Genomic DNA, 22,539 nt, shown 5'->3' on the forward strand with positions numbered 1-22,539 from the left:
GACCGCCGCCCGGCCGGTCAGGTATGCAACCGGACGGCGAACTCCGCGACGACGGGATACACGTGGGCGGCGATGCCCGCCAGCGGTTCTACGACTCGCGGGGCTACGGGCGCCCGCGTGACGGCAACGCGATCTCGCTCACGCCGCTGGAGGCGGCACACCTCCTGTTCCGGGGGGATCTCGGGGCGGTGACCGTCGACGGCGAGGACCTCGGGTTCGAGGCCTTCTTCGTCCACGCGGCCGCCGTGCAGGACCGGTTCGCGGTCCGGTTCCTCGTGTACGCGGACCTCCGGGACCGGGGGTTCTACCTCTCGCCGACGCGCGAGGGCTGGCCGGGACACGACCGGCAGGCGGGGACGGACGCGGACTTCATCGTGTACGAACGCGGCGAGAGCCCGCCGAGCGGGGGCATCGCCCACCGGCTGCGTGTGGTCGGCGAGCGCGAGTCGATCCTGGCGGCCGGGCTCGCGGGGACGACGCTCGCCGTCGTCGACGAGGAGAGCGACATCACGTACTTCGAGACGGCCGCGATCGATCCGGCCGGAGGAACGGACTACGACGCACCCCAGGGGATCACGGGCGTTCTGCTCGCGGACCGGGTCGTCGTCTGGGACGCGCCGACGGACCTCTACGACCGGGGGTTCTACGGACGCCCGCTATCCGGACGCGCTGCGACGCTCGACGGCGCGCTCCAGCTGTCGCTGCTCGAGGCCGCGTATCTGGCCGGAACCGGGTCGTTGCGGTTGACCGAGACCCTCGCGCTCTCGGAGCCGGTGGGTGAGGGGGGAACTCACGGCGGCGTCATCGGCGATGATGACGGAAGCGCTGCCGCGGCGATCCGCGGACGCGGGCGCGCCGTCGAAGGGGAAAAATTCGACCGACGGCGTCGCGTCTACAGGGACCTACGCGACCGTGACATCGTCCCGAAGACGGGGTTCAAGTTCGGCGCCGACTTCCGGACGTACCTCGACGTCGAGACGGTCGAGGACCTGCCACACTCCGAACATCTGGTTCGCGTCATCGAGCCGGACCACGCGTTCGTCCCGCGGGAGCTGTCGCTTGACGTGCGGCTCGCCGGCGGCGTCCGCAAGCGAATGGTTTTTGCGCTGACCGACGCGAGTTCCATCGACTACCTCTCGGTAGATCGACTCACTCCATGACCGACGACGATCACACGCCACGCGAGGTCGCCACCGCCGCCGACGCGCGCGACGACGCCGATGCGAGCGCCGCGGGCCGCGGGACCGTGACCGACGGAGGAACCGACACCGCAGCCGGGGCCGACGACGTGGAGCTCGACCCGTGGGGATCGGCGACGGTCGACGACTACCGGACGCTCTTCGAGGAGTTCGGGATCGAGGAGTTCGACGACGTCCTCCCCGACGTTCCCCACCCCCACTACCTGATGCGTCGCGGCGTCGTCTTCGGCCACCGCGAGTACGACGCGGTCGCCGAGGCGATGGCGAACGACGACCCGTTCGCGGCGCTGTCGGGGTTCATGCCCACCGGCGATCCCCACATCGGCCACAAGCTGGTCTTCGACGAGCTGATCTGGCACCAACGGCAGGGCGGGGACGCCTTCGGGCTGATCGCCGACCTGGAGGCTCACTCCGCGCGCGGGCTCTCCTGGGACGAGATCGACGAACACGCCCGGAGCTACGTCCTCTCGCTGATCGCGCTCGGGTTCGACCCCGAGGAGGGAACCGTCTATCGGCAGTCCGACAACCGGGAGGTGCAGGACCTCGCGTTCGAGCTCGGGTCGAAGGCGAACTTCTCGGAGCTGCAGGCGCTGTACGGCTTCGACGGCGAGACGAACGTCTCGCACATGCAGTCGACGATCACCCAGATGGCCGACATCCTCTACCCGCAGCTGGTCGGCGGCCCGAAGCCGACCGTCGTGCCGGTCGGACCCGACCAGGACCCGCACCTGCGGCTCTCCCGGGACCTCTCCGAACGGATGCGGTTCTTCAAGGTCACCGAGGCGTTCGCGAGCTTCGAGCTGACCGACGACGAACGGCACCTCGTCCGGGCGGCCTACGACGCGCTCGCGGCCGCCGGTGACGGGGCAGCCGACGCCGACGGAGGGACAGAGATGGGGACGGCGAGGGAGGACCCGGTTCGCTGTGCGGACGCCGCCGACTGGCTCGAGACGTACGACCCGACGCCGGATCTGACGGACGCGACGGGGCCGGCGATCGAGAAGCTCCGCGCGGCCGGGAAGGAACCGCTCCGTCCGCGCGTCCGGTTCCTCGACCGGAACGCGACCGACGAGGCCTTCGAGGACCTGATCGGCCGGATCGAGGGGGACAAGCGGGTCTTCGAGGAGCACATCGACGCCTTCGACCTGACGCACGAGGCCGCCGAAACGCTCGCGCGCGAGGTCGAGCTCGACCACGACGGCTTCGGGTTCCGCCAGCCGTCCTCGATCTATCACCGGTTTATGTCCGGGCTCACCGGCGGCAAGATGTCCTCGTCGATCCCGGCGAGTCACATCTCGCTGCTGGACGATCCCGAGGACGGATACGACAAGGTGAAGGCAGCGACCACCGGCGGGCGATCGACCGCCGAGGAGCAGCGCGAGCTGGGCGGCAAACCCGACGAGTGTCCGGTCTACGAGCTGTACGCCTACCTGCTTGCGAACGACGACGACGATCTGGCGCGGACGGTCTACGAGGAGTGTGAAGACGGGGACCGGCTCTGTGGCGGCTGTAAGGAACAGGCCGCGGAGCTGATGCGTGAGTTCCTCGCCGATCATCAAGAGAAACGCGAGGAGGCGGCCGAGCTGCTCGAGGGAATGGACATCGACTTCGAGTCCGACCGGCGCGGCACCGGCGGCGAACACTGACGGTCGCTCGGCGATCGCTCGGCGATCGGCGGTCCCCCGAGGTCCTCACGGCTCCACGGTCCGCGAGACCCCCGTGGTCACCCTACCACTATCATTCGACCACTATCACCCGATCTCGGTCCGGAGATGGCTCCCGAGTAGCCCGCCGATCGCGCTCAGCGCAACCCAGTAGACGAGGATCGCCAGGATCGCCAGGATGACGAGCACCGCGATCGAGAAGCCGATGACCGCGTCGGGGACGAGCGGGAGGAACGCAAGCACGACGAGGAGGATGAGTATCGACGGGACCGACGCGAACAGTCCGGAGAGGCCGCCGACGATCGTGCCGTCTTCGGGATCCGGGCCCTGGAGGTAGCCGGCGAGGATCCCGCCGGCGATCGGCGACAGCGGGACCCACGTGAGGACGGTGGTCGCGATCGCGCCGATCGCGGCGTTAAGCAGGGTGTTGCCGTCGGTGTCCATACCGTAGATGAGGTCGGCATCGGGTATAAATGCGGGCACGGGCCACCTCCGGGACACCGTGGGAGATCTCGACTGATCGGCCGATCGCGTCGTTCCGCGTCTTTTAACTCCGAGACGCGCCAACCGCGGGTATGAGCGAACCACGCGTCCCGGGGACGGCGGACGCGATCGAACTCCCGTGCGGGGAGACGATCGGGCACGGCGACCTCGATCTCGGGATGCGCGAGTACGACTGTGCCTGCGGGAAGACGCACGCGGTGGTGATGGACGTCCATCCCCCGGAGCGGTTCCTGCCGGAGTTCCTCGTCGAGGTGTTACGCGAGGCGGTCGAGACGACCAGCGAGGAGATGCCCGAGTTCGGCACGCCACATCTGCTCGGCGTCGTTCTGGAGGAGTTCCCCGACCGGGTGGTCGCCGAGGACGCCTCCGAGAACGCGGACGTCGGGTACGCGCTCGTCTGGGTGACCGATTTCGACTCCCGGCGGCTCCACGAGGTGATCGTCGAGCTCGTCATCGAGTTGATGGAACACGCCGTGAGCCACGCCGAGGACGACGGCGCGCTGCGGGAGTTCGAGGAGCAGATGACCGAGTTCGACGTCGCCGAGTTCGTCGATCGATACCGGGCCGAACGCGACCTCGAGGCCGAGGATCCGTACGCTTAGGCCGGACGGCCGAGGCGGACCTCGAGACCGAGGATCCGGCCGCAATGCGGCCGTATAGCGGTCGGGTATATAAGCGATCGGACGGTGTCTGACGAACGTCAGACTCCTGTCTCACTGAACGCTATGTGTGTGGCTCCCGTACGTAAGACGTATGCACACCCGGAAGTTCGAACCGCTGCGCGGTGTGCTCGCCGAGGCCGATGAGCCGTTGACGGCGCGGGAGATCCTCTCGCTGCTCGAGGAGCGCGAGGAGTTCGACAACCCGCACCGTGTCGCAACCGTGTTGGGACGGTGGGCCGAACGTGGCGAAGTCGAAGTGATCGCGGACAGTCCCTATCGGTACCGGCTTAACACGTAGCCGGCGTCGACGCCGAGACGAGGGAGCCGGACGATGCTGGAACCGGCCTCGATCGTGGTACGTGACGCCATCACTTGCGAATTTCGAAAAACTCCTTCGAGAATCGCATTCTTTCGCCGGCCTTATTACGATGTACGCACTCCAAACGCATAATGAGCGACTCAGCAGTGGCCTCCGAGGCGACGGAGACGTCCGAGGACCGCACCATCCTGCTCATCGGCAGCGGCCCGATCCAGATCGGGCAGGCGGCCGAGTTCGACTACTCCGGCGCGCAGGCGTGTCGCGCCCTGCAGGAGGAGGGTGCTCGGGTCGTCCTCGTCAACTCGAACCCGGCGACGATCATGACCGACCCGGAGATGGCCGACCGCGTGTACATCGAGCCGATCACGCCCGAGGCGATCGCCGAGGTCATCCGCGAGGAGAACCCGGACGGCGTCATCGCCGGGCTCGGGGGACAGACCGGCCTCAACGTCACGGCCGAGCTGGCCGAGCAGGGCATCCTCGAGGAACACGACGTCGAGATCATGGGGACGCCGCTGGACACAATCTACGCGACCGAGGACCGCGACCTCTTCCGCCAACGGATGGAGAACATCGGTCAGCCGGTGCCCGCGTCGACGACCATCTCGCTGGGCGAGGACGAGTCGGTCACCGACTTCGACGAGGAGGCGTTCCGCGGGCGCGTCCAGGACGCCGTCGACGACGTGGGGGGCCTGCCGGTCATCTCGCGGACGACCTACACCCTCGGCGGCTCCGGCTCCGGCGTCGTCGAGGAGTTCGAGGAACTCGTCGATCGCGTCCGCAAGGGACTGCGCCTTTCGCGCAACAGCGAGGTCCTCATCACCGAGTCCATCGCCGGCTGGGTCGAGCTCGAGTACGAGGTGATGCGCGACGCCGACGACTCCTGTATCATCATCTGCAACATGGAGAACATCGACCCGATGGGGATCCACACCGGCGAATCGACGGTCGTGACCCCCTCCCAGGTCATCCCCGACGACGGCCACCAAGAGATGCGCGACGCCGCGCTCGGCGTCATCCGCGAGCTGGGCATCCAGGGCGGCTGTAACATCCAGTTCGCCTGGCGCGACGACGGCACGCCGGGCGGCGAATACCGCGTCGTCGAGGTGAATCCCCGCGTCTCCCGCTCCTCGGCGCTCGCCTCGAAGGCGACCGGCTACCCGATCGCCCGCGTGACCGCGAAGGTGGCGCTCGGCAAACGGCTCCACGAGATCGACAACGAGATCACCGGCGAGACGACGGCCGCCTTCGAGCCGGCCATTGATTACGTCGTGACGAAGGTGCCGCGCTGGCCCATCGACAAGTTCGACGACGTCGACTTCGAACTCGGCACGGCGATGAAATCGACCGGCGAGGCGATGTCGATCGGCCGGACCTTCGAGGAGAGCATGCTAAAGGCGCTGCGCTCCTCGGAGTACGACCCGGCCGTCGACTGGGTCGACGTCGACGACGAGACGCTCGAGGACGACTACCTCGAGACGCCGACGCCGGACCGTCCGTACGCGATCTTCGAGGCGTTCGCGCGCGGTTACACCGTCGAGGAGATGTGCGATCTCACCGGGATCAAGGAGTGGTACGTCGAGCGGTTCAAACGCATCGCCGACGCCCACGAGGGCGCGAAACACGGCGAGTTCACGGAGGCAGCGATCACCGGCTTTACCGACGCCGAGATCGCCGACGCAGCGTCCCTGGAGGCACCCGCGGACGTCGAGCCGCAGACGACCTCGACCGACGGCGGCACGGTCGAGACGGTCTCCGTCGAGGAGGTCACCTCGTCGACGCCGAGCCGCACGTTCAAGCAGGTCGACACCTGTGCCGGGGAGTTCGAGGCGACCACGCCCTACTACTACTCCGCGCGCCTGCCCGAGTACCTCGCCGGCGCCGACGCCGACGCCGGCAGCGGCGAGAGCGACTACGGCGAGCTCCAGCGGATCGACCCCGACGTCGAGAGCGTCGTCGTCATCGGCGGCGGCCCGATCCGCATCGGGCAGGGCGTCGAGTTCGACTACTGTGCGGTCCACGCGGTGCGCGCGCTCCGCGAGATGGGGATCGACGCGCACGTGATCAACAACAATCCCGAGACCGTCTCGACGGACTACGACACCTCCGACGGGCTCTTCTTCGAGCCGATCACCGCCGAGGAGGTCGCCGACGTCGTCGAGGCGACCGACGCCGACGGCGTGATGGTCCAGTTCGGCGGTCAGACCTCGGTGAACGTCGGCGAGCCGCTCGAGGCGGAACTCGATCGCCGCGAACTCGACTGTGAGATCGTCGGGACCTCCGTCGAGGCGATGGACCTCGCGGAGGACCGCGACCGTTTCAACGCCCTGATGGACGACCTCGGGATCGCCCAGCCGGCCGGCGGCACGGCGACGAGTCGCGAGGAGGCGCTCGAGCTCGCCCACGGGATCGGCTACCCGGTCCTCGTGCGTCCATCCTACGTGCTGGGCGGTCGCGCGATGCGCGTCGTCGAGGACGACGCGGAGCTCGAGGAGTACATCGAGGAGGCGGTTCGCGTCTCGCCGGACAAGCCGATCCTCATCGACCAGTTCCTCGACGACGCGGTCGAACTGGACGTCGACGCCGTCGCGGACGGGGAGGACGTCCTCATCGGCGGCGTGATGGAGCACGTCGAAAGCGCCGGCGTCCACTCCGGCGACTCCGCGTGTATGATCCCTCCGCGTTCGCTCGACGACGACACGCTCACCCGCGTCCGCGAGGTCACCGAGGAGATCGCGACCGCGCTCGATACGGTCGGCCTCCTGAACGTCCAGCTCGCGGTGACCGGGGTCCACGACCCCGGCGCCGACCCGACCGTCTACGTGCTCGAGGCGAACCCACGCTCCTCGCGGACGGTCCCGTTCGTCTCGAAGGCGACCGGGGTCCCGATCGCGAAGATCGCCGCGACGGTGATGGCCGGCGAGTCGCTCGCGGACCTGGACGTCGACGAGCAGATCCCCGAACACCTGAGCGTGAAGGAGGTCGTCCTTCCGTTCGACCGCCTGCCGGGATCGGACCCACGTCTGGGCCCCGAGATGAAGTCCACCGGCGAGGTGATGGGCACCGCGACGTCGTTCGGCAAGGCCTACGACAAGGCCCAGGACGCGACCGGCAAGCCGATCCCCGAGGAGGGGACCGCCGTCGTCGACCTCTCGGCCGACCAGTTCCCCGACCCGGGAACCGAGGCCGGCGAGGCGCTCGTCGACGGCTTTGCCGAGCACTTCGAGCTGTCGACGGCCACCGACCTGATCGAGGCCGCCCGCTCGGGTGAGCTGGACCTGATCGTCTCCCGCCAGCGCGACCTGCTCGAGGTCGCCGTCGAGGAGGAGATCACCTACTTCTCCACGCCGGCGAGCGCGAAGGCGGCCCTCGAGGCGCTCGATCACGCCGGCGACGATCTGGACGTGATGGCGGTCTCGGACCGTCCGAAGCGCGTCGCCGACTGGGGCGCGGCCGAGTAGTCCGCGTCCGTCCTCCGACCGATCGCGTCCGCACACACGGTCGGGAGCGCCGAAGTCGTTACCCGGTTTGCCACCCATAGCGATCGGTATGCCGACCGACCAGCCGACGACGGATGGCCCGGTGTCGCCCCCGGGCGAGGAGACCCCAGGCGACGAGATTCCGGCGGCGGTTCCCGGCGAATCACGGATCCGCGAGACGAACGGTGTTCGACTGCACGCCGTGGAGGCCGGGCCCGTGGACGGGGAGCTCCTCGTGCTCCTCCACGGATTCCCGGAGTTCTGGTACGGCTGGCACGCCACGATCGAACCGCTCGCGGCGGCGGGATACCGCGTGGTGGTTCCCGATCAGCGCGGCTACAACCTGAGCGAGAAACCCGACGGGATCACACCGTATCGGATCGACGAGCTGGCCCGCGATGTGGTGGGACTGATCGACGCATACGACCGCGAAACGGCGGTTCTGGCGGGCCACGACTGGGGTGCGGCGGTCGGCTGGTGGCTCGCACTCCACCATCCCGACAGGCTTCGACGATTCCTCGCGATCAACCTCCCGCATCCGACGGTCTTTCGGCGAACGCTCCAGTCGTCGTGGCGGCAGCGCCTCCGGAGTTGGTACATACTGGCGTTTCAGTTCCCGTGGATCCCCGAACGGGTCGCCCGAGTGAGGAACTGGGCGCCGATCGTCGACGGGATGCGCCGGTCAAGCCGGCCGGGCGCGTTCGACGCCGAGGATTTCGACCGGTACCGCCGCGCGTGGGGTCGACCCGGAGCGTTCACCGGGATGGTGAACTGGTACCGGGCGGTCGGTCGAGATCGGCCGACGCCGACGCGCACGACCGTCGACGTCCCGACGCGCATCGTCTGGGGAGCCGGGGACCGGTTCCTCCAGCGGTCGATGGCCGTCGAGAGCCTTGCGTACTGTTCGAACGGGACGTTACAGACGGTCCACGACGCGACCCACTGGATCCTCCACGAGCGACCGAACCGGGTGGTTCAGGCGATCCGCGAGCACGTCGAGTGAGGGGTCGTCCCGACGGCTGGTGCGAGTGATTGACGGCGAATGAGGGGTGATAGTGAGAGTAATTGATGGCGAATGGGGGTGATAGTGAGAGTGGTTGACGGCGAGTGGGAGCGACCAGCGGTCAGACGAACCCGGCCTCCGGATCCGACCGGTCCGTGTAGACGCGGTAACACGGTCCCGCCAGAAGGAGGATCGCGACGCCGGCCAGCCCGAGCAACAGGACCGGGTCGAACGTCACCCCGCCGCCGGCGAGCAGCCGATCGGCCGAGACGCCGACCGCCACGCCGGCGACCACCCACGGCGTCTCGCCGATCGCGGTCCCGAGGAGGAAGGGGCGGACGTCGACTCGGGTGAACCCGGCCACGACCGAGACCGCATCGGACGGGACCGGCAACAGCCAGCTTGCGGCGATCGTTCGCGTCGCACCGGCGGCCGCGACGAGGCGCACGCCGGCACGCGAGAACCGGTTTCCGGACGGGTCCCAGCCGGCACGGGCGAGCGCGTACGGCGGGAGCGCCGTGACGGTCACCAACGCGATCCCGGCAGGAACCCCCGCCCAGCCGTAGCCGTAGCCCGCGGCGACCGCGATCAGCGTCGTCGGAAGCGCCAGCGCCGGGCGGACGATCGCAAGCCCACACAGCGCGATCGCGAACAGCGCCGGATCGTCGGCGACGCGTTCGACGGGCGTCACGAGCGTTCGCGGGCCGGCCAGCCACACGATGGCGGCGAGACCGGCTGAGACGGCCAGTCCAGCGGCGAGACGACGCTTCACGCGACCGGCTATCCGGTCGACTAATAAACGCCTTGTGGAGCCCCGACGGGGCGATCGGCGAGGCCAGCCGCGGATCGTCTCCCAGGGTCGTCCTGTCAGTTTTTAAGCACCGCCGTCGAACGGGGGTGTGTGGACCGCGATCGCCCACCCGAGGCCGACGCAACGCGCGACCGGAAGCGCGAACTCGGGATCGAACTCCTCGCCAGCCTCGAGGTGGAGTCGATCCCGCTCGCGGAGGCGATCGACCGGATCGAGACGGTGACCACGAGCCCCTCGCTGACCCGGGAGATCCTCGATGCCGCCCGAAAACGCGGCGTCATCGACCGGGAGGACGGCCGGATCCGGACGCGACGCGGGGGGACGTCCGTCTCCCCGGAGGAGGGCGTCACGATCCGCGAGGGGGACTTCGAGTGCCGTCGCTGTGGGACGTCGATCTCGACGGGACACTTCATCGAGTTCGAAACCGGCGAACTCGGTCCGTTCGGATCCTCGTGTGTCCGGATGGTGCTCGGTCTGGAGGAGTAGCTCGGTCTGGAGCGGGTGGATCCCGGCCGCGGGATCGGTCAGCGACCGCGGCGAAGTTCCTCGATCAGCTGCTCGATGAGCGTGGCCTGCTCGTCGATCCGCTCCGCCTGCGTCTCGACGGCCGCCCGCAGCTCCGCGACCTCCCGGGCGAGGGCGTCGTCGGTCACGCCGGCCGGCTCGAACCCCGAATCGCCGAAGTCGGCGTCCGCCCCGGACGCCTCACTGGATGACCCGGCGGCTTCAGCAGCCGATCGGGACCCAGCGGACTCGCCGGGCGTGGCAGTACCGTCGAGGGTCTCGCTCCGAGGAGACCGCTCCGACGTGACGTCAGCCGTCCCGTTCTGTGAGGCGCCGGTCCGCCGTGCGGTTTCAGTCCGCGGCGGCCCGGTCTGTGCGGCGTCCGCGTCGGATCGGTCCGACGACGTTCCGTCGACGGCGGTCGGCGAGGCGGACGGGTCCGGCGCAAGCGGGTCACCGGCTTCCACCGATCGGGCGTCCTCGGGACCGGCTCCGTTATGCTCCGTCGTCCCCGTCGTCCCCGTCGTCTCCGTCGTCCCTGTCGGTGCATCGGCCCCGGAATCGACCCCGGGATCGGCATCGGCGTCGGCGTCCGCCGCTGGGGAGGCCGAAAGCGGGTCGACGCCGACGCCGAAGTCCGGCGAGCCGTCCCCGCCGGCGTCATCGGATGCCTCCGCGGCGTCCGCCTCGTCCTGCTCGCGGACGGCTCGCAATTCCGCCGGACTCTCGACGTCGTGGTAGGCACAGACGGCGTCGGACAGGGTCTCACGGACCTCACGGGCCGATTCATTCGGGGCCTTGAATCGTTCTCGCCGGTCCCGCATAGCGAGGACGACCGAGGTCGCAACGGTCCCCTCCTCGAAATCGAGGTCGATCACGCCGTCGTAGTGGAACTCCTCGAACTCCTCGTCCCAAACGACCGAGCCGATGTGCTTGACGAGCCGGTCGCTCGTGATGATGAGCGTCAGTTCCGAAAAGCGGAACGTGCTGATGACCGACTCGCCCGGGTCCGTGACGCCCGCCGCCGAGAGCACGCCCGCGAGGATCGGGTGGAGGGCGTCGTCGGTTCGTTTCGCGGGGACCGTGATCGTCTCCTCGCCGTCGAGCCCGCGGTCGAGGGTGATCTTCGTCTTGCGGCGGCCCTCGGAGACGTCGACCCGCTCGGCGCCGTGTGGGTAGGCGTCGACGGTCTCGTCCGAGAGCAGCCCGTCCGACCGATAGACGAGCGTTCGTGTCGGCGTCACCGCGAGGACGTCCTCGCCGCCGAGATCGACGCGGGCGACGACGTCCTCCTCGCCGACTGCCGATGCGAGCAGGTCGGGAAGACTCATTGGAAAATCCATTCGCCGCGCCAACTATAAATCCGCGGGTCGATCGCGGACGGTGGGGACCGATCGCGGACGGCGAGGGTCGATCGCCGCCATCGTGGGGCGCTTGCACCCGATCGACGATCCGAACCGACGACTGCCCCGACGATCCCCGTCCGGATCACCACCTCGACGATCCCCCGGGTGACCACACCATCCGAACCGCTCCCGGCGACCCCACCCTGTCCCGCGGTCGCAAACCGCCCGCGGATGGGAAGGTTAAAGGTCGTCATCCCGGTACGTGCAACTGCGGCCGGGTGGCTTAGCTGGACATAGCGCCGCACTCATAGGGTTCAGAGATTCGGTGCGGCAGTCGCCTTGGAAGCGTCCGCGACCCCACCGGGGCCCCGCCGAGCCTCGGACCTGGGCAATGCGGAGATCGCGGGTTCGGAGCCCGCCCCGGCCATCTACCATATTGTTCATATGGCCAGTCATAACTGTCGGACGTGGCTTGGCTAATTCATATCCCGATAGTGTTAGATCGGCGCCTACTCCCGTTTCTATGTCTGGAGGTGTCGCCGTATGATCCGGCTCGGCGACCAGCCGGATCCGGCGTCTTGCCAGCACTGCGGGACCCACGTCACCACAAACTTCCGACGTACCTTCGGCGACGAGGACGCTGTCGCCCACCGCTGTCTCGCCTGCGACTCTCGCCCACGTATTCAGGCCGGCGTCGAGCACCCCGGAGACGCGAAGTCCGCAGTCGCCCATCAGCCGGATCGCGATCTCGTGTTCGAACGAATCCGCCGATCGACATCCGATCTTTCGCGTTTCTACAGAAACGTGAAACCGCCCGCGAGTCGGGTCGCGCGCAGTATGCGTCCGTGGAGTCACTCGGCGGCCGTCACCGGTTCCGATCGATCCATCGACACCACGCGTGGAAGTCCTCGGCACCGCACTGCTGGGCGATGTTTCGTAGCGTATCGCCGCTGATCTCGTGGCCGATCGGGACCGTGACGTTCCGCGTCTCCTCCGTCACCGGGTGAACGTATCGCAGTTTGAGGTGGCTTCCAGTTCGGTCTACCGGCGTGTAGTTCATATCAGTCAGAACGGAGACGATCTCCTGACTAGTAAATCGCTGTCGGACCACGATTATGCCGTCTCGTCGGCGTCGTCGAACCACGGCGCATCAGGGACCCCGACCTCGTCGGACACCTCGTCGGGATCGAGGCCGAGCTCCTCGAGGTCCTCGTCGGTGACGGGGTCACCAGCTTCGCCAGTGTGGAGCGCGACCGCCTCATCGAGCATCTCCAGCGCCTCCGAACGCGTGTCCCCGCAGGAGGCGACGTTCAACTCCTCGTCGATCGCCGACCAGCCGCCCTCGTCCTCCTCGATCAGGCGGATCTCACGACCCGTGCTCATACACGGAGGTAGTCGACACTCCGGAATAAGCGTTCTGTCGACCAGGACCATCCGACGGCTATCGGCCCGCGGACCCATCGAGCGCGCCGGTCAGTTCTTCTCCCTCCGGTACACGCAGTGGGGCGCGAAATACGATGCTCCGGCCGGGTTCGGGACCTCGAAGGTCTAGAGTCGGGCAGTCTCCTACGCGAACAAGGTCGATCGACTCGACGAGTTCGCCGCCGCCCGGCTCCCGCCTGGGGATGGCAATGAGGACGTCGCCGTGGCCGGATCTGCCACGAACCAACCAGCACACGAGGTTCTCGGTGTCGATGTGTACGCCCCGGCCATATTCTCATCCGTTTTCATCCGGACCGGCCCGCCGCCGAGCCGACGGTATTTATCCGTCGACACCGTCGATCGTGTGTATGAGCCTCGACGGATACGCCGACGCGATCACCGACCTCGATCCCGACCACGGGGAGGTCGAAACCGCCGAAGTCGTCGTGACCGACGACGTGCTGGTGAAGGCGTTCGTCCTCGCACCCGGGGGAGAGGTCTCGCCACACGAACACGGCGACGCCACGAACGTCTTCCACGTCCTGGAGGGATCACCGACCGTCGTTCGTGAGGACGAGACCGAACGGATCGACGCACCCGGCGTCGTACACAACGAACGAGGAGACGTTCACGGTGCCCGCAACGATTCGGACGAGCGGGCCGTCCTGACCGCCAGCCTCTGTCCGCTTCCGTGAGGGACCGCCGATGAGCGCCGAGATCGACGTCGACGAACTCGAACCGTTGATCGAGAGCGAGGGTGATTCGCCCGCGGGCTCGCTCGTGATCGTGGACATCCGGTCGACACGGGCCTTCGATCGCGGCCACATCCCCGGCAGTCGGAACGTCCCGGCCCCCGAGTTGCGGAGCCGCCTCGAGGAGGTGGCCGATGCGGACCGGATCGTGACGGTCTGTCCCCACGGGATATCCAGCCAGCAGGCGGCCGATCTGATCGCGTCGTCCACGATCACCGCCGACGTGACCGTTGAGAGCCTCCGCGGTGGACTGGCGGCTTGGGACGGCCCGATGGAGACGGCCGCGACCGACACCGGATCGGCGGACGAGGGGCTCCACCAGGGATCGGCGGACGAAGGACCTCGCCGGGAACCGACGGATGAGGGACCTCGGCGGACGAGTCCGAACGGGTCTGACCCCGAGGCACCGTTTTGAGGCCGACCTGCGGACCGTCCGGGGACGACCCGCTGACGGCCTGCAGACGGCCCGCTGACGATCGTCCCCCGTCCGACTCTACGATCGTCGCGTTCGCGCCGCGACGAGAATGGACGCGAGCAGCAGCGCGACGATCGCGTATATAACTCGGGGGTACATCATCGACGAGCGGACGCCCGCCGACCGGATCACGCCACCGTCTGACAAACCCTTAAGTAGCAGGACCGACCACTAGCCGGTGATGGGCAACAAGAACAAGACCATCTCGTTCCGCGTCAACGAGGACGCCTTCGAGACCCTCCGCGAGATCGCCGAGCAGCGCGACATCTCGCTGTCCGCCGTGTTCCGCGATTACGTGGACACGCTGGTTGCCCACGACGGCAAGGTCCGCGTCGTCCCCGAACACGAACTCGAGAGCGCGGGCGAAAGCGATGATTCCTTCCCGCCGAAGGTGGAGGTGCCGAAGAGCTTCATCCGCGAGCACGAGCGGTTGGAGCTCGAGGCCGACCACCTCCGCGAGCAGCTCGAGGAGCACAAACGCTACGTCACCTACCTCCGCGAGCAGCTCGAGGACGAGGACGAGGAGGTCATCCAGCTCGAGGAGCTCGACGGCGACGCCGACGAGCCATCCTTCCGGCTCGGGTGACCCCTCCGAGGACCGCGGCCGGATCGTCAGGCGGCTCGATCGGCGAACTCGGCCGCGGACGTGCGTGTTCCCTTCGTGATCAGGACGTCGCCGGCCTGCAACACCGTGTCGATGTCCGGGCCGACGAGCCAGCCCTCTCCCGGCCGTCGAACCGCCAGGACGCTCGTCGAGACGGACGTCTCGGGAACGCCCTCGTGGATCGCGGTCCCGTCGAGGTCGCTGTCGGGATCCACCGTCGTTCGAGTGATGATCTCGTCGGACTCCTTGACCGCCAGCTCCACGACCGGATGGACGTCGAGGTCGCGGAGGACGCCCTCGGTGATCTCCACGGCGGCGTCGGAGATGACCTCCGTCGCGACGCCGAGGTGGATGAGCCCCCGGAGCGCGACCGGGTCGTCGGCCTCCCGGGCCGCCCGGAGCGTCCACGCCTCGAATCGGGACTGTAGCGCGTCGACCTCGACCTCGAGGTTGCTCACCTCCTCGGCCAGCTCCTCGGCGTCGAACAGCACCGATCCGTAGGCGAGATCGACCGCGAGCTCCGAGAGATTCTTCATCAACACGATCGAATCGACCGCCCGCTCGAGGTCCGAGACGTCCGGCTCGATGGGCTCGTCGGCCACGTAGGCCTCCTCGGTCGCAGTCTCGTGGACGTCCGGGATCGACGCCTCCGGCCCGCGGAAGATGGCCACGTCGTCGGGACACAGCGTGGTCGTGGGGCCGGGATTCAGGATCCACTCATCCGCACGGCGGATCGCGATGATCCGGACGCCGGTCTCCGACTCGAGGTCGATGTCCTGTAGCGTCCGGCCGGCGTACGGCGATCCCTCCGCGATCGTCCCGCGAACGAGCAGTTCGACCGCCTCGGAGAGGGCGCCACGCATCGCGTCGGGGAGGCCGATCTCCTCTAAAACGACCTTCGCGATGTCACCGGCGGCATCGCTGATCTTGTCCGCGCCCGCGATCACGCCGAGAACCGGCGCGAGCTGCTCGGCCTCGTTCGGATTCCGGGCGGCAAGCATCAGGCTCATTCGGGCCCGCATCTGGAGAACGTCCATCTTGTGCTCCAGTTCGAGCACCTCGCGGGCGATGTCGGTGCTCTGGTGGAGGACGGCCGAGTACGAGAGGTCGATGAGCAGCTCCGCGGTGTCCTTCATCTCGACGAGCAGGTCCTTGACGCTCGCCGGCTCGTATTCGACCGTTTCGGGGGTCCGATCCCCCTCGAATCGTCCCATACGCGACACTCACCGGCGCGTGGCAAAAGCCTTGTCACGTCGCCGACGGACGGTTCGCGACGACGCTGACGGGACCCTCATCCGTCGCCGTCGCATCGGTCGTCATCGCATCGGTCGTCGTCCCTCATCGATCGTCGTCGATCGCCGTCCGCCCGCGGTCGGTGAGAACGTATCCGTCGACTGCATCGACCGCGTCAGCCTCGGCGTCGACGGCGTCGACGAGATCGAGCAGCGCGAGCCAGCCGAGCAGATCGGCGGTTCGGTCGTGCCAGATCGTCTCCCACGTGTCCGGGTTCTTGTGGTGTTCGTAGGTCGGGACGTCGTCGCGAACGCGGTCGAACACGGCGTCGGGGGATACACCACGCTCGCCGGCGTCGGTGGCGTGCTGATTGACCGCCGCGACCGCCGCGAGCGTTTCGGGAGCGAGCAGCACCCGGTCGAGAAACGACGTGCGGAGGTGCTCGACGGTCGGCTCGCGGTCGGTGCGGGAAAACCCGACGTCGGTTTCCTGCGCCAGCTCGAGGGCCCGCAGGAACGTGAGCCAGGTGCGTGCCACGTCGCGGCTCGGGAAGTCGAGCCGGCGTTGGAGCCGGGCACAGCAGTCCGACTCGTCGCCGGGAACCAGCGGAACCGCCCGTTGGGCCTCGCGAACGCGGTCGAGGTCGCCGGGCGGGGTGGGGAGCATCTTGAAACGCATCGGTGGGTCTCGTGGTGAGGTTACTCGAAGCCGTATCCGGCGGCGTCAGTCATTCCGAACGACTCGGCGAGCAGCTCCTCGTCGGTCTCCCCGTAGCTGTAGGTCGGGCCATCGACGACGTCGACGGTGACGCTGGCGGGCGCGAACACCGTCTCGGGGACGTCGTGGAAGTCCCAGTCGGCGTCCTCGAACACCTCGATGAAGGGGGTCCCGTAGTCGTCGCGAACGGTGGAGACGATCTCGTCGAACCGGTCGTCATCGCGGGCGACCTGGAGGTAGACCTCGCCGCCGTACGCGAGCGCGTCGTTGGTCCGGCCCATCGCGACGTCCTCGTCGTAGCTCACCGGGGCCACCGGCGCGGAGCCGGTCGCCGTGAGGACGTCCGTCGGGTCATAGCCGATCTCGAGCAGCCGGAACATCGCGAGCTCCGGCGCGCGGGCAGCCATCGTGACCGATCCGACGATCGAGCCGGTCGCAAAGGTCGGCAGGAAGACGCCGGACGTGTCGACGCCCGCCAGATCTGCGACGTGCTCGGCGATCGCGTCATCCGGCAGCGACGCCGATTCGACCGCCAACGTCGCGAACTCCGACTCGTCGTAGTAGCCGACGCGTTCGAACTCGGTCTCGCGACCCACCAGCGCGCGAGCCGGTCCCGATCCGAGCCCCTCGAAGTCATCAAAGGAGAGCTCCCAGCCGGCCTTCTGAGAGCACAACAGCGCGATCGCGGGATGGTCGGTCGAGACCTCGACGTACGGTCGGGGCGTGCCCGCCAGTTGCCCCGTCCGTGTCGTCAGGTTCGCCAGTCCGGCGGTCTGGATCTCCGCGAGCAGGATCCCCGCCTCGATGCCGCCGTCCGCCGCCACCCCGAAGTCGATGACGGTGGCCTCGGAGTCCAGCTCGTGGGGGACGACCTTGAGCTCGCCGGCGAAGTCGAGCGCCTCGTCGACGAGTTCGATCGCGGTCCGATTGATGCTGTCCATACGAACGCTGGGCGCTCCTCGCCTAAGGGACTTATCAAGCGGCAAAGCATCGTGCGCCGTTCCCCTCGGTCGCCGCGCACGTATCGACGGCGTCGGCGGTCCATCGCTGGAGGTTTATCCCGGATACCGACACATCCCGGGCCACGATGTTCGACGCACTCGCCCGACGGTCCGACGACGCGATCTCACGACGGTCGATCCTCGGCGGAACCGCCGGGATCCTCGGCGCGGCAGCGACCGGCGGCATCCTCCTCACCACGAGCCCGACCGTCGCAAGCGCCGCGATCGACGGCGATCCGGCGGCGCTGGAGGCGGGCGACACGCCGACGGTCCTCAGCAACGACGGCGGGATCGAGGCCGTCTATCTCACGCCCGAGGTCACCGTCGAGTGGGCGAACTTCGGGAGCGGGGTCCAAACGATCGACCTGACGGTCGCGGTCGGGAGCGACGACGGCGTGGACACGCTCGTCGAGGAGACGCTGGCGGCGGCCACGGAGACGCCCGGCCCGATCGCCGAGACGAAACCGGCGGACGGAACGACCGGCTTCGGGGACGTTGCCGGCGTCCTTTCACTCACCCTGGAGCGACTCGACGCGACGGCGATCGGCGACGCCGTCACGAGGGATTCGCTGAGCGACCCGACGCTGCAGGCCGGGGAGACGGCCGCAACCGTGCTGGACGTGGTCCTGCGGGCGGATCTGACCGGCTATGAGGGCGAGTCCGAGACCGTGCTGCGAACGACGAGCTTCGAGGTTGCGGTTCGCAACCCCGAGGGGAATGCCGACGCCGGCGGAATCGCGAACACGGAGGCCGTCTGAGCCGAGTCAATCGTGACGGGACCGTGTGGCCTCGCGGCCGAGATGCTCCTCGACGGCCGCGACCTTTGCAGCGGCTGGGGCGTCGACGGTGCGCTTGTCGTCGATCTTCAGAACCGTCGAGACGCGGTCGGCATCGACGGCGGTGTGGGCCGCCTCGACCGCCTCAAGCAGCGTCCCGACGTCGTCGGCCTCGATCACCGTCCCCATCGGGTTGGTCTCGTAGCTCACCGGGAAGTCGTCGAGGGCCGCGACGGCGGCGGCGACCTCCTCGGACATACTCCCCTCGATCACGGGCGCGACGCTCAACAGGGCAACGACGGTCATACGCGATCGATCGGTCCCGCATCGGCTTAAAAGCGGGCGGCGAGATGGCGACGCTGTGACGTCGCGGCATCACGGCGACGGGAGAGGCGGTGAGGGGCGATGAGGGATCGACGGGTCAGTCCGCGAAGACGTCGGTGAGGAAGGACAGCTGATGACCGATCGCGGGCTCGAAGTCGGTGCTGTAGACCGACCAGTGGTCGGCCGGCAGCCGGACGTAGGTCCCACGGGGAAGCCGGTCGGCCGCCCGCTCGACTGCGTCGACCGGTGCAAGCACGTCGTCGGCCCCCGCGAGCATGAGCGCGGGGACGCGGACGTCCGCAAGTCGGTCCGTGACGTCGGCTCGAGCGATCGACAGCAGCGAGCCTGCAGGAGTCTCGTTGCGCCAGTCGGAATCCCGGTCGACGAGGTCGAGATAGGCGCGTTTGGCGCCCGGCGCGGCGACCACCGCCCGATCCTCGGGGTCCCCCGCGATCGGAACCACCCGGCCGCCGGCGACCCCACCCGGAAGCGCCTCCCCGATCCGACCGCGGATCCCGGCGCCGACCGCCCGGGCGAACGGACCGAGTCCGCGCCGCCGAAGGTATGCGCCGCCGTCGAGGATTGGGGTGATCGCCATCACGGCGTCGACGGCACGTCGCTCCTCGGCGACCCACAGGGCGTGTGCGGCCGCGAACCCGGCGCCGTAGGCGACCACCGAGGATCCGAGGTCGGGAACCTCCTGAACCCGGTCGACGGCGGCCGCGTACGCGCGGCGGTGGCCCGCGGGATCGATCCGCTGGTCGTCGCCGTCGGAGTCGCCAAAGCCCGGATAGTCGAACCGGAACGCGGCATAGCCCGCGGCCGCGAACCGCTCCGCGACCGCCGGCAGCCCGAAGGTGGCCTCGGCACCGATCTCCGGTCCCATCACGACGACCGGCGGGTCTTCGGCCGGCGCGCTTGCGTCCGATGACGGGAGATACAGGCGGCCGCGACAGCTGCCGCCGGCACAGTCCGCGGTCAGCGTTCGGGTCGCGAACCGCTCGCGATCCGGACGGTCGAGGTCGCGCTGGGCCCGGTTTCGGGGGATCCGACGAGTCATCGATCAACCCCCTGATCGGGCTCCGGATCGGGTCCAGTGCCGGCCCCCTGATCGGCTTCCGTATCGGGTCCATCACCGGCGTCGGCGTCAACGTCGTGGACGACCGTCTCGAGCACCCGCGTGGAGAATTCGGTCTCCGTGAGTTCCTCGGCGACGAGGTCGTCGATCCACGCCGGGTCGACCGACCACCAGCCGAGCACGTCGCCGGGCGCGCGTATCACCGTCGCTTCGACCGGTTGTGGGTTCCACCGGCCCTGTTCGGCGAGATCGATGAGGGCGTTACACGCCCGCCCGATCTCGCGTTTCGTGACCGTCTCACCGGGGAAGGCGGTCAGGTACGTCACGTCGACGGTCCCCGCCGTGAGGGAGAGCGACTCGACGCTGACCCCGAAGCTTCGAAGTTCGTCCGCGAGCGCGTCCGCATCCATACCGGTCGGTAGCGGTCGGCGTGGTAAATCGGTACCGGCAGCAAGACGGCGATCGGACCGTCCGAGTGAACGAGGATGTGAAACTGAACGGAATCGAACGAATCGAATCGGTCCGGCGACTCGCCGGGGACTCACGGGATGGAGCGCGCGAAAAGCCGCGGACGGGGGGGATCGTCGGGGGGACGACGAACCAAGTCGCTTGTCAGAGGCACACGATTTGGGTTTCCCGCGCGGCACCTGGTTGTAGTGAACCGAGAATAATAACCTTTCCGTCGTGTGTGTTGATCACAACCACTTGACCCGCGGGATTGATGCGGCTACGGACGCTGGGGTCGAGGCGTGACGCTTCGTCGCTCCCACGACTGCGTTCGCTGCGGGACGTCGATCGACCCGGGCGAGGAGTTCGGCGCCGTGGACGTCCTGGATCCGGTCGGCGAGCTGCAGGTGTTGCTGTGTGTCGATTGCGCGGCGGATCTGCGGGCGTTCCTGAGTGGCGGGATGGATGACACACCGGACGACCCGCCCGATTCGGGCGGGTCGACGGAACCGATCGACTGAGGAACCGATCGACTGAGGAACCGAGCGGTCGAGAGGTCGGCCGACCGAGGAATCGGCGAGCGCCGTCGACACCCCTTTCGGCGACAGGCCCGAACTCCGAGACGAGATGGATCCGATCGAGGCGTTCCGAGCCGATGACGCCGCCGTGGCGGTCGTCGGCGCAGGCGGCAAGAAGACGACGATGTACACGCTCGCGAATCTGCTCGACCGCGCGGTCGTCACCGCCACGGTCCGGATCCCGATCTTCGATCCGAACGTGGCGACCGTCTCGGTCACGGCCGACCCGGTCGAGCAGCTCGAACGGGAGACGGCGAGGTCGGAAGCAGCGAACCCGAACGCGAGGTTCCCGATCGGGCTGGTTCCAGCCCAGGAGCGAACGGACCGATATCTCGGCTACGATCGAGAGACGGTGAGTCGGATCATCGAGGCCCACGATGGACCGGCCCTGATCAAGGCTGACGGTGCTCGTATGCGGGAGTTCAAAGCACCCGGCGAGTCGGAGCCGCAGATCCCCGACGCCGCCGACGTGGTGGTACCGGTCGCAAGCGTCGCGGTCGTCGGCGACCCGCTCACCGACGATCTGGTGCACCGCCCCGAGCGCGTCGTCGACATCGCTCGCGGCGCCGGGCTCGACGTCGCGGTCGGCGACACGGTTACGCCCGAACTCGTCGGCACGGTCCTGGCCAGTCCCGACGGCGGACTCGCCGGCGTCCCCGACGGAGCGTGCGTGATCCCCCTGATCAACAAGGTCGACGATGCCGACGCAGCCGCGAGTGCCCGTGAGGTGGCCGGCGTCGTTCGGAAACGGGTTGGTGAGCAACGACGGGAAGGCGAGCAGCAGGACGGCGGCCCGCGACGGGAGACGCGGAACGGATCGTCCATTCCGTCGGTGCCACACGTCGTGCTCGGGCGGCTGATCGACGGGGACGTCGTCGATCTGGTGCCGGTTGGCGACGATCCGACGGTCGAGTGACCCCGTGAGTTGAAACCTTTTTGAGCGTGTCGCCCCGAGACCCGCCGTGTACGACGCGGTCGTCTTCGACAACGACGGGGTGCTCGTGGGACGGACCCCGTTCGACACGCTCCGGGAAGCCGCCTGGAACGCCTTCGAGAGCGTCGGCGTCGAGGACCCGGACCTCGCACACGTCGACGACCTCGCGATCGGCGTCACGCCGGCGACGCTGACGGACGTCTGTGAGCGATACGACGTGGATCCGGCCGAGTTCTGGCGCGCCCGCGACCGGACCGCAAGCGACGCGCAGATCGACGACGCGCGAGCGGGACGCAAGACGCCCTACGAGGACGTCGACGTCATCGACGATCTCGACGCCTCGCTCGGGATCGTCTCCTCGAACCAGCAGGCGACCGTCGAGTTCCTGCTCGACCACTTCGAGCTGTCCGAGCGCTTCGAGGCCGTCTACGGCCGCGAGCCGTCGATCGTCAGCCTCTCGCGGAAGAAGCCCTCCCCGTACTACCTCGAGCGAGTCCTCGAGGACCTGGATGCGGAGACGGCGCTGTTCGTCGGCGACAACGAATCCGACCTCGAAGCCGCCGACAACGCGGGGATCGACTCCGCGTTCATCCGCCGCCCGCACCGCCGTGAGTTCGAATTGAGCCGAACACCCACCTACGATATCGACGACCTCCACGACCTCGTGAGCATCTGCGGCCGCCGGTGACTGGCCCCCGCGGTCGGCG

25 protein-coding genes, 1 tRNA gene and 1 pseudogene are annotated in these 22,539 nt (G+C 68.4%); 16 read left to right on the forward strand and 11 right to left on the reverse strand.

The features are described 5' to 3' along the window. Positions 1–23: 23 nt before the first annotated feature. Together endA and OQF70_RS10940 are read left to right on the forward strand one after the other, a co-directional pair. Positions 24–1,160 (forward strand): tRNA-intron lyase, encoded by a 1,137-nt coding sequence (gene endA / locus OQF70_RS10935; RefSeq protein WP_280537587.1) that lies wholly within the window; start codon positions 24–26, stop codon positions 1,158–1,160. Continuing rightward, entirely contained in the window at positions 1,157–2,845 is a 1,689-nt protein-coding gene (locus OQF70_RS10940; protein ID WP_280537588.1) for a tryptophan--tRNA ligase, read from the forward strand. Before endA ends, OQF70_RS10940 begins: the two co-directional genes overlap by 4 nt. A 105-nt stretch (positions 2,846–2,950) precedes the next feature. On the opposite strand, the gene OQF70_RS10945 is transcribed toward OQF70_RS10940, so the two are convergent. Beyond that, complete coding sequence (locus OQF70_RS10945) at positions 2,951–3,307, reverse strand: DUF5518 domain-containing protein (protein ID WP_280537589.1); 357 nt, start codon at positions 3,305–3,307, stop codon at positions 2,951–2,953. 131 nt (positions 3,308–3,438) lie between these two features. On the opposite strand from OQF70_RS10945, the gene OQF70_RS10950 reads away from it, so the two are divergent. From OQF70_RS10950 to OQF70_RS10965, 4 genes are all read left to right on the forward strand, one after another. Further along, positions 3,439–3,969: a DUF5815 family protein gene (locus OQF70_RS10950; protein WP_280537590.1), complete on the forward strand. Its 531-nt coding sequence runs from the start codon at positions 3,439–3,441 to the stop codon at positions 3,967–3,969. A 151-nt stretch (positions 3,970–4,120) separates the two neighbouring features. Then, complete coding sequence (locus OQF70_RS10955; protein WP_092816504.1) at positions 4,121–4,327, forward strand: hypothetical protein; 207 nt, start codon at positions 4,121–4,123, stop codon at positions 4,325–4,327. Positions 4,328–4,479: 152 nt separating this feature from the next. Next, a complete protein-coding gene (gene carB, locus OQF70_RS10960) occupies positions 4,480–7,809 on the forward strand; it encodes a carbamoyl-phosphate synthase large subunit (protein WP_280537592.1) in 3,330 nt (1,109 codons plus the stop codon). Positions 7,810–7,897: 88 nt separating this feature from the next. Continuing rightward, positions 7,898–8,830, forward strand: a complete 933-nt coding sequence (locus tag OQF70_RS10965; protein WP_280537594.1) for an alpha/beta hydrolase — start codon at positions 7,898–7,900, stop codon at positions 8,828–8,830. A 121-nt stretch (positions 8,831–8,951) separates the two neighbouring features. Here OQF70_RS10965 and OQF70_RS10970 read toward each other — a convergent pair whose 3' ends face one another. Further along, positions 8,952–9,602 (reverse strand): VTT domain-containing protein, encoded by a 651-nt coding sequence (locus OQF70_RS10970; RefSeq protein WP_280537595.1) that lies wholly within the window; start codon positions 9,600–9,602, stop codon positions 8,952–8,954. Positions 9,603–9,731: 129 nt separating this feature from the next. Here OQF70_RS10970 and OQF70_RS10975 point away from each other — a divergent pair, with 129 nt between their 5' ends. After that, on the forward strand, positions 9,732–10,127 hold the full coding sequence (locus OQF70_RS10975; RefSeq protein WP_280537596.1) for a DUF5830 family protein: 396 nt from the start codon (positions 9,732–9,734) through the stop codon (positions 10,125–10,127). Between the two features lie 38 nt (positions 10,128–10,165). Here the strand turns inward: OQF70_RS10975 and OQF70_RS10980 are convergent, their stop codons facing one another. Then, positions 10,166–11,476: a hypothetical protein gene (locus OQF70_RS10980; RefSeq protein ID WP_280537597.1), complete on the reverse strand. Its 1,311-nt coding sequence runs from the start codon at positions 11,474–11,476 to the stop codon at positions 10,166–10,168. A gap of 287 nt (positions 11,477–11,763) precedes the next feature. Between OQF70_RS10980 and OQF70_RS10985 the strand changes: the two genes are divergently transcribed. Next, positions 11,764–11,918, forward strand: a tRNA-Met gene (locus OQF70_RS10985). 438 nt (positions 11,919–12,356) lie between these two features. Here the strand turns inward: OQF70_RS10985 and OQF70_RS10990 are convergent. After that, entirely contained in the window at positions 12,357–12,602 is a 246-nt protein-coding gene (locus tag OQF70_RS10990) for a type II toxin-antitoxin system HicA family toxin (protein ID WP_280537598.1), read from the reverse strand. Between the two features lie 2 nt (positions 12,603–12,604). Continuing rightward, positions 12,605–12,874, reverse strand: coding sequence for a type II toxin-antitoxin system HicB family antitoxin (locus OQF70_RS10995; protein ID WP_280537599.1), 270 nt, complete (start codon positions 12,872–12,874; stop codon positions 12,605–12,607). A gap of 211 nt (positions 12,875–13,085) precedes the next feature. Between OQF70_RS10995 and OQF70_RS11000 the strand changes: the two are divergent. The 4 genes and pseudogenes from OQF70_RS11000 to OQF70_RS11015 form a co-directional block, all read left to right on the forward strand. Beyond that, a pseudogene (locus tag OQF70_RS11000) lies at positions 13,086–13,184 on the forward strand (J domain-containing protein); the annotation flags it as partial. Positions 13,185–13,281: 97 nt separating this feature from the next. After that, positions 13,282–13,608, forward strand: coding sequence for a cupin domain-containing protein (locus tag OQF70_RS11005; RefSeq protein WP_280537600.1), 327 nt, complete (start codon positions 13,282–13,284; stop codon positions 13,606–13,608). Between the two features lie 10 nt (positions 13,609–13,618). Next, a complete protein-coding gene (locus OQF70_RS11010; RefSeq protein ID WP_280537601.1) occupies positions 13,619–14,080 on the forward strand; it encodes a rhodanese-like domain-containing protein in 462 nt (153 codons plus the stop codon). A 241-nt stretch (positions 14,081–14,321) separates the two neighbouring features. After that, positions 14,322–14,726 carry a ribbon-helix-helix protein, CopG family gene (locus OQF70_RS11015; RefSeq protein WP_092816520.1) on the forward strand — a complete coding sequence of 135 codons (405 nt, stop codon included), beginning with the start codon at positions 14,322–14,324 and terminating at the stop codon, positions 14,724–14,726. Positions 14,727–14,752: 26 nt separating this feature from the next. Here OQF70_RS11015 and OQF70_RS11020 read toward each other — a convergent pair whose 3' ends face one another. The 3 genes from OQF70_RS11020 to mch all read right to left on the reverse strand — a co-directional run bounded on the left by OQF70_RS11020 (position 14,753) and on the right by mch (position 17,635). Next, positions 14,753–15,958 carry a potassium channel family protein gene (locus OQF70_RS11020; protein WP_280537603.1) on the reverse strand — a complete coding sequence of 402 codons (1,206 nt, stop codon included), beginning with the start codon at positions 15,956–15,958 and terminating at the stop codon, positions 14,753–14,755. 124 nt (positions 15,959–16,082) lie between these two features. Beyond that, positions 16,083–16,655 (reverse strand): hypothetical protein, encoded by a 573-nt coding sequence (locus tag OQF70_RS11025; protein ID WP_280537605.1) that lies wholly within the window; start codon positions 16,653–16,655, stop codon positions 16,083–16,085. A gap of 20 nt (positions 16,656–16,675) precedes the next feature. After that, the gene (mch, locus tag OQF70_RS11030) at positions 16,676–17,635 is read right to left on the reverse strand and encodes a methenyltetrahydromethanopterin cyclohydrolase (protein ID WP_280537607.1); all 960 of its coding nucleotides are present in this window, start codon (positions 17,633–17,635) and stop codon (positions 16,676–16,678) included. A gap of 146 nt (positions 17,636–17,781) precedes the next feature. Here mch and OQF70_RS11035 point away from each other — a divergent pair, with 146 nt between their 5' ends. After that, the gene (locus OQF70_RS11035; RefSeq protein WP_280537609.1) at positions 17,782–18,453 is read left to right on the forward strand and encodes a hypothetical protein; all 672 of its coding nucleotides are present in this window, start codon (positions 17,782–17,784) and stop codon (positions 18,451–18,453) included. Between the two features lie 6 nt (positions 18,454–18,459). On the opposite strand, the gene OQF70_RS11040 is transcribed toward OQF70_RS11035, so the two are convergent. The 3 genes from OQF70_RS11040 to OQF70_RS11050 all read right to left on the reverse strand — a co-directional run bounded on the left by OQF70_RS11040 (position 18,460) and on the right by OQF70_RS11050 (position 20,283). Further along, positions 18,460–18,777 (reverse strand): MTH1187 family thiamine-binding protein, encoded by a 318-nt coding sequence (locus OQF70_RS11040; RefSeq protein WP_280537612.1) that lies wholly within the window; start codon positions 18,775–18,777, stop codon positions 18,460–18,462. Between the two features lie 115 nt (positions 18,778–18,892). Then, on the reverse strand, positions 18,893–19,855 hold the full coding sequence (locus OQF70_RS11045) for an alpha/beta fold hydrolase (protein ID WP_280537613.1): 963 nt from the start codon (positions 19,853–19,855) through the stop codon (positions 18,893–18,895). Continuing rightward, entirely contained in the window at positions 19,852–20,283 is a 432-nt protein-coding gene (locus OQF70_RS11050; RefSeq protein ID WP_280537614.1) for a hypothetical protein, read from the reverse strand. The genes OQF70_RS11045 and OQF70_RS11050 overlap by 4 nt, the downstream gene beginning before the upstream one ends. Before the next feature lie 339 nt (positions 20,284–20,622). Between OQF70_RS11050 and OQF70_RS11055 the strand changes: the two genes are divergently transcribed. From OQF70_RS11055 to OQF70_RS11065, 3 genes are all read left to right on the forward strand, one after another. Beyond that, positions 20,623–20,841 carry a hypothetical protein gene (locus tag OQF70_RS11055; protein WP_280537615.1) on the forward strand — a complete coding sequence of 73 codons (219 nt, stop codon included), beginning with the start codon at positions 20,623–20,625 and terminating at the stop codon, positions 20,839–20,841. Between the two features lie 106 nt (positions 20,842–20,947). Next, positions 20,948–21,814, forward strand: a complete 867-nt coding sequence (gene yqeC, locus OQF70_RS11060) for a selenium cofactor biosynthesis protein YqeC (RefSeq protein WP_280537616.1) — start codon at positions 20,948–20,950, stop codon at positions 21,812–21,814. Between the two features lie 46 nt (positions 21,815–21,860). Next, entirely contained in the window at positions 21,861–22,520 is a 660-nt protein-coding gene (locus tag OQF70_RS11065; protein WP_092816536.1) for an HAD family hydrolase, read from the forward strand. The last annotated feature ends 19 nt before the right edge of the window (positions 22,521–22,539 follow it).

Origin of the sequence: Halopenitus sp. POP-27 (assembly GCF_029889855.1) — an archaeon.
Taxonomy (GTDB): domain Archaea; phylum Halobacteriota; class Halobacteria; order Halobacteriales; family Haloferacaceae; genus Halopenitus; species Halopenitus malekzadehii.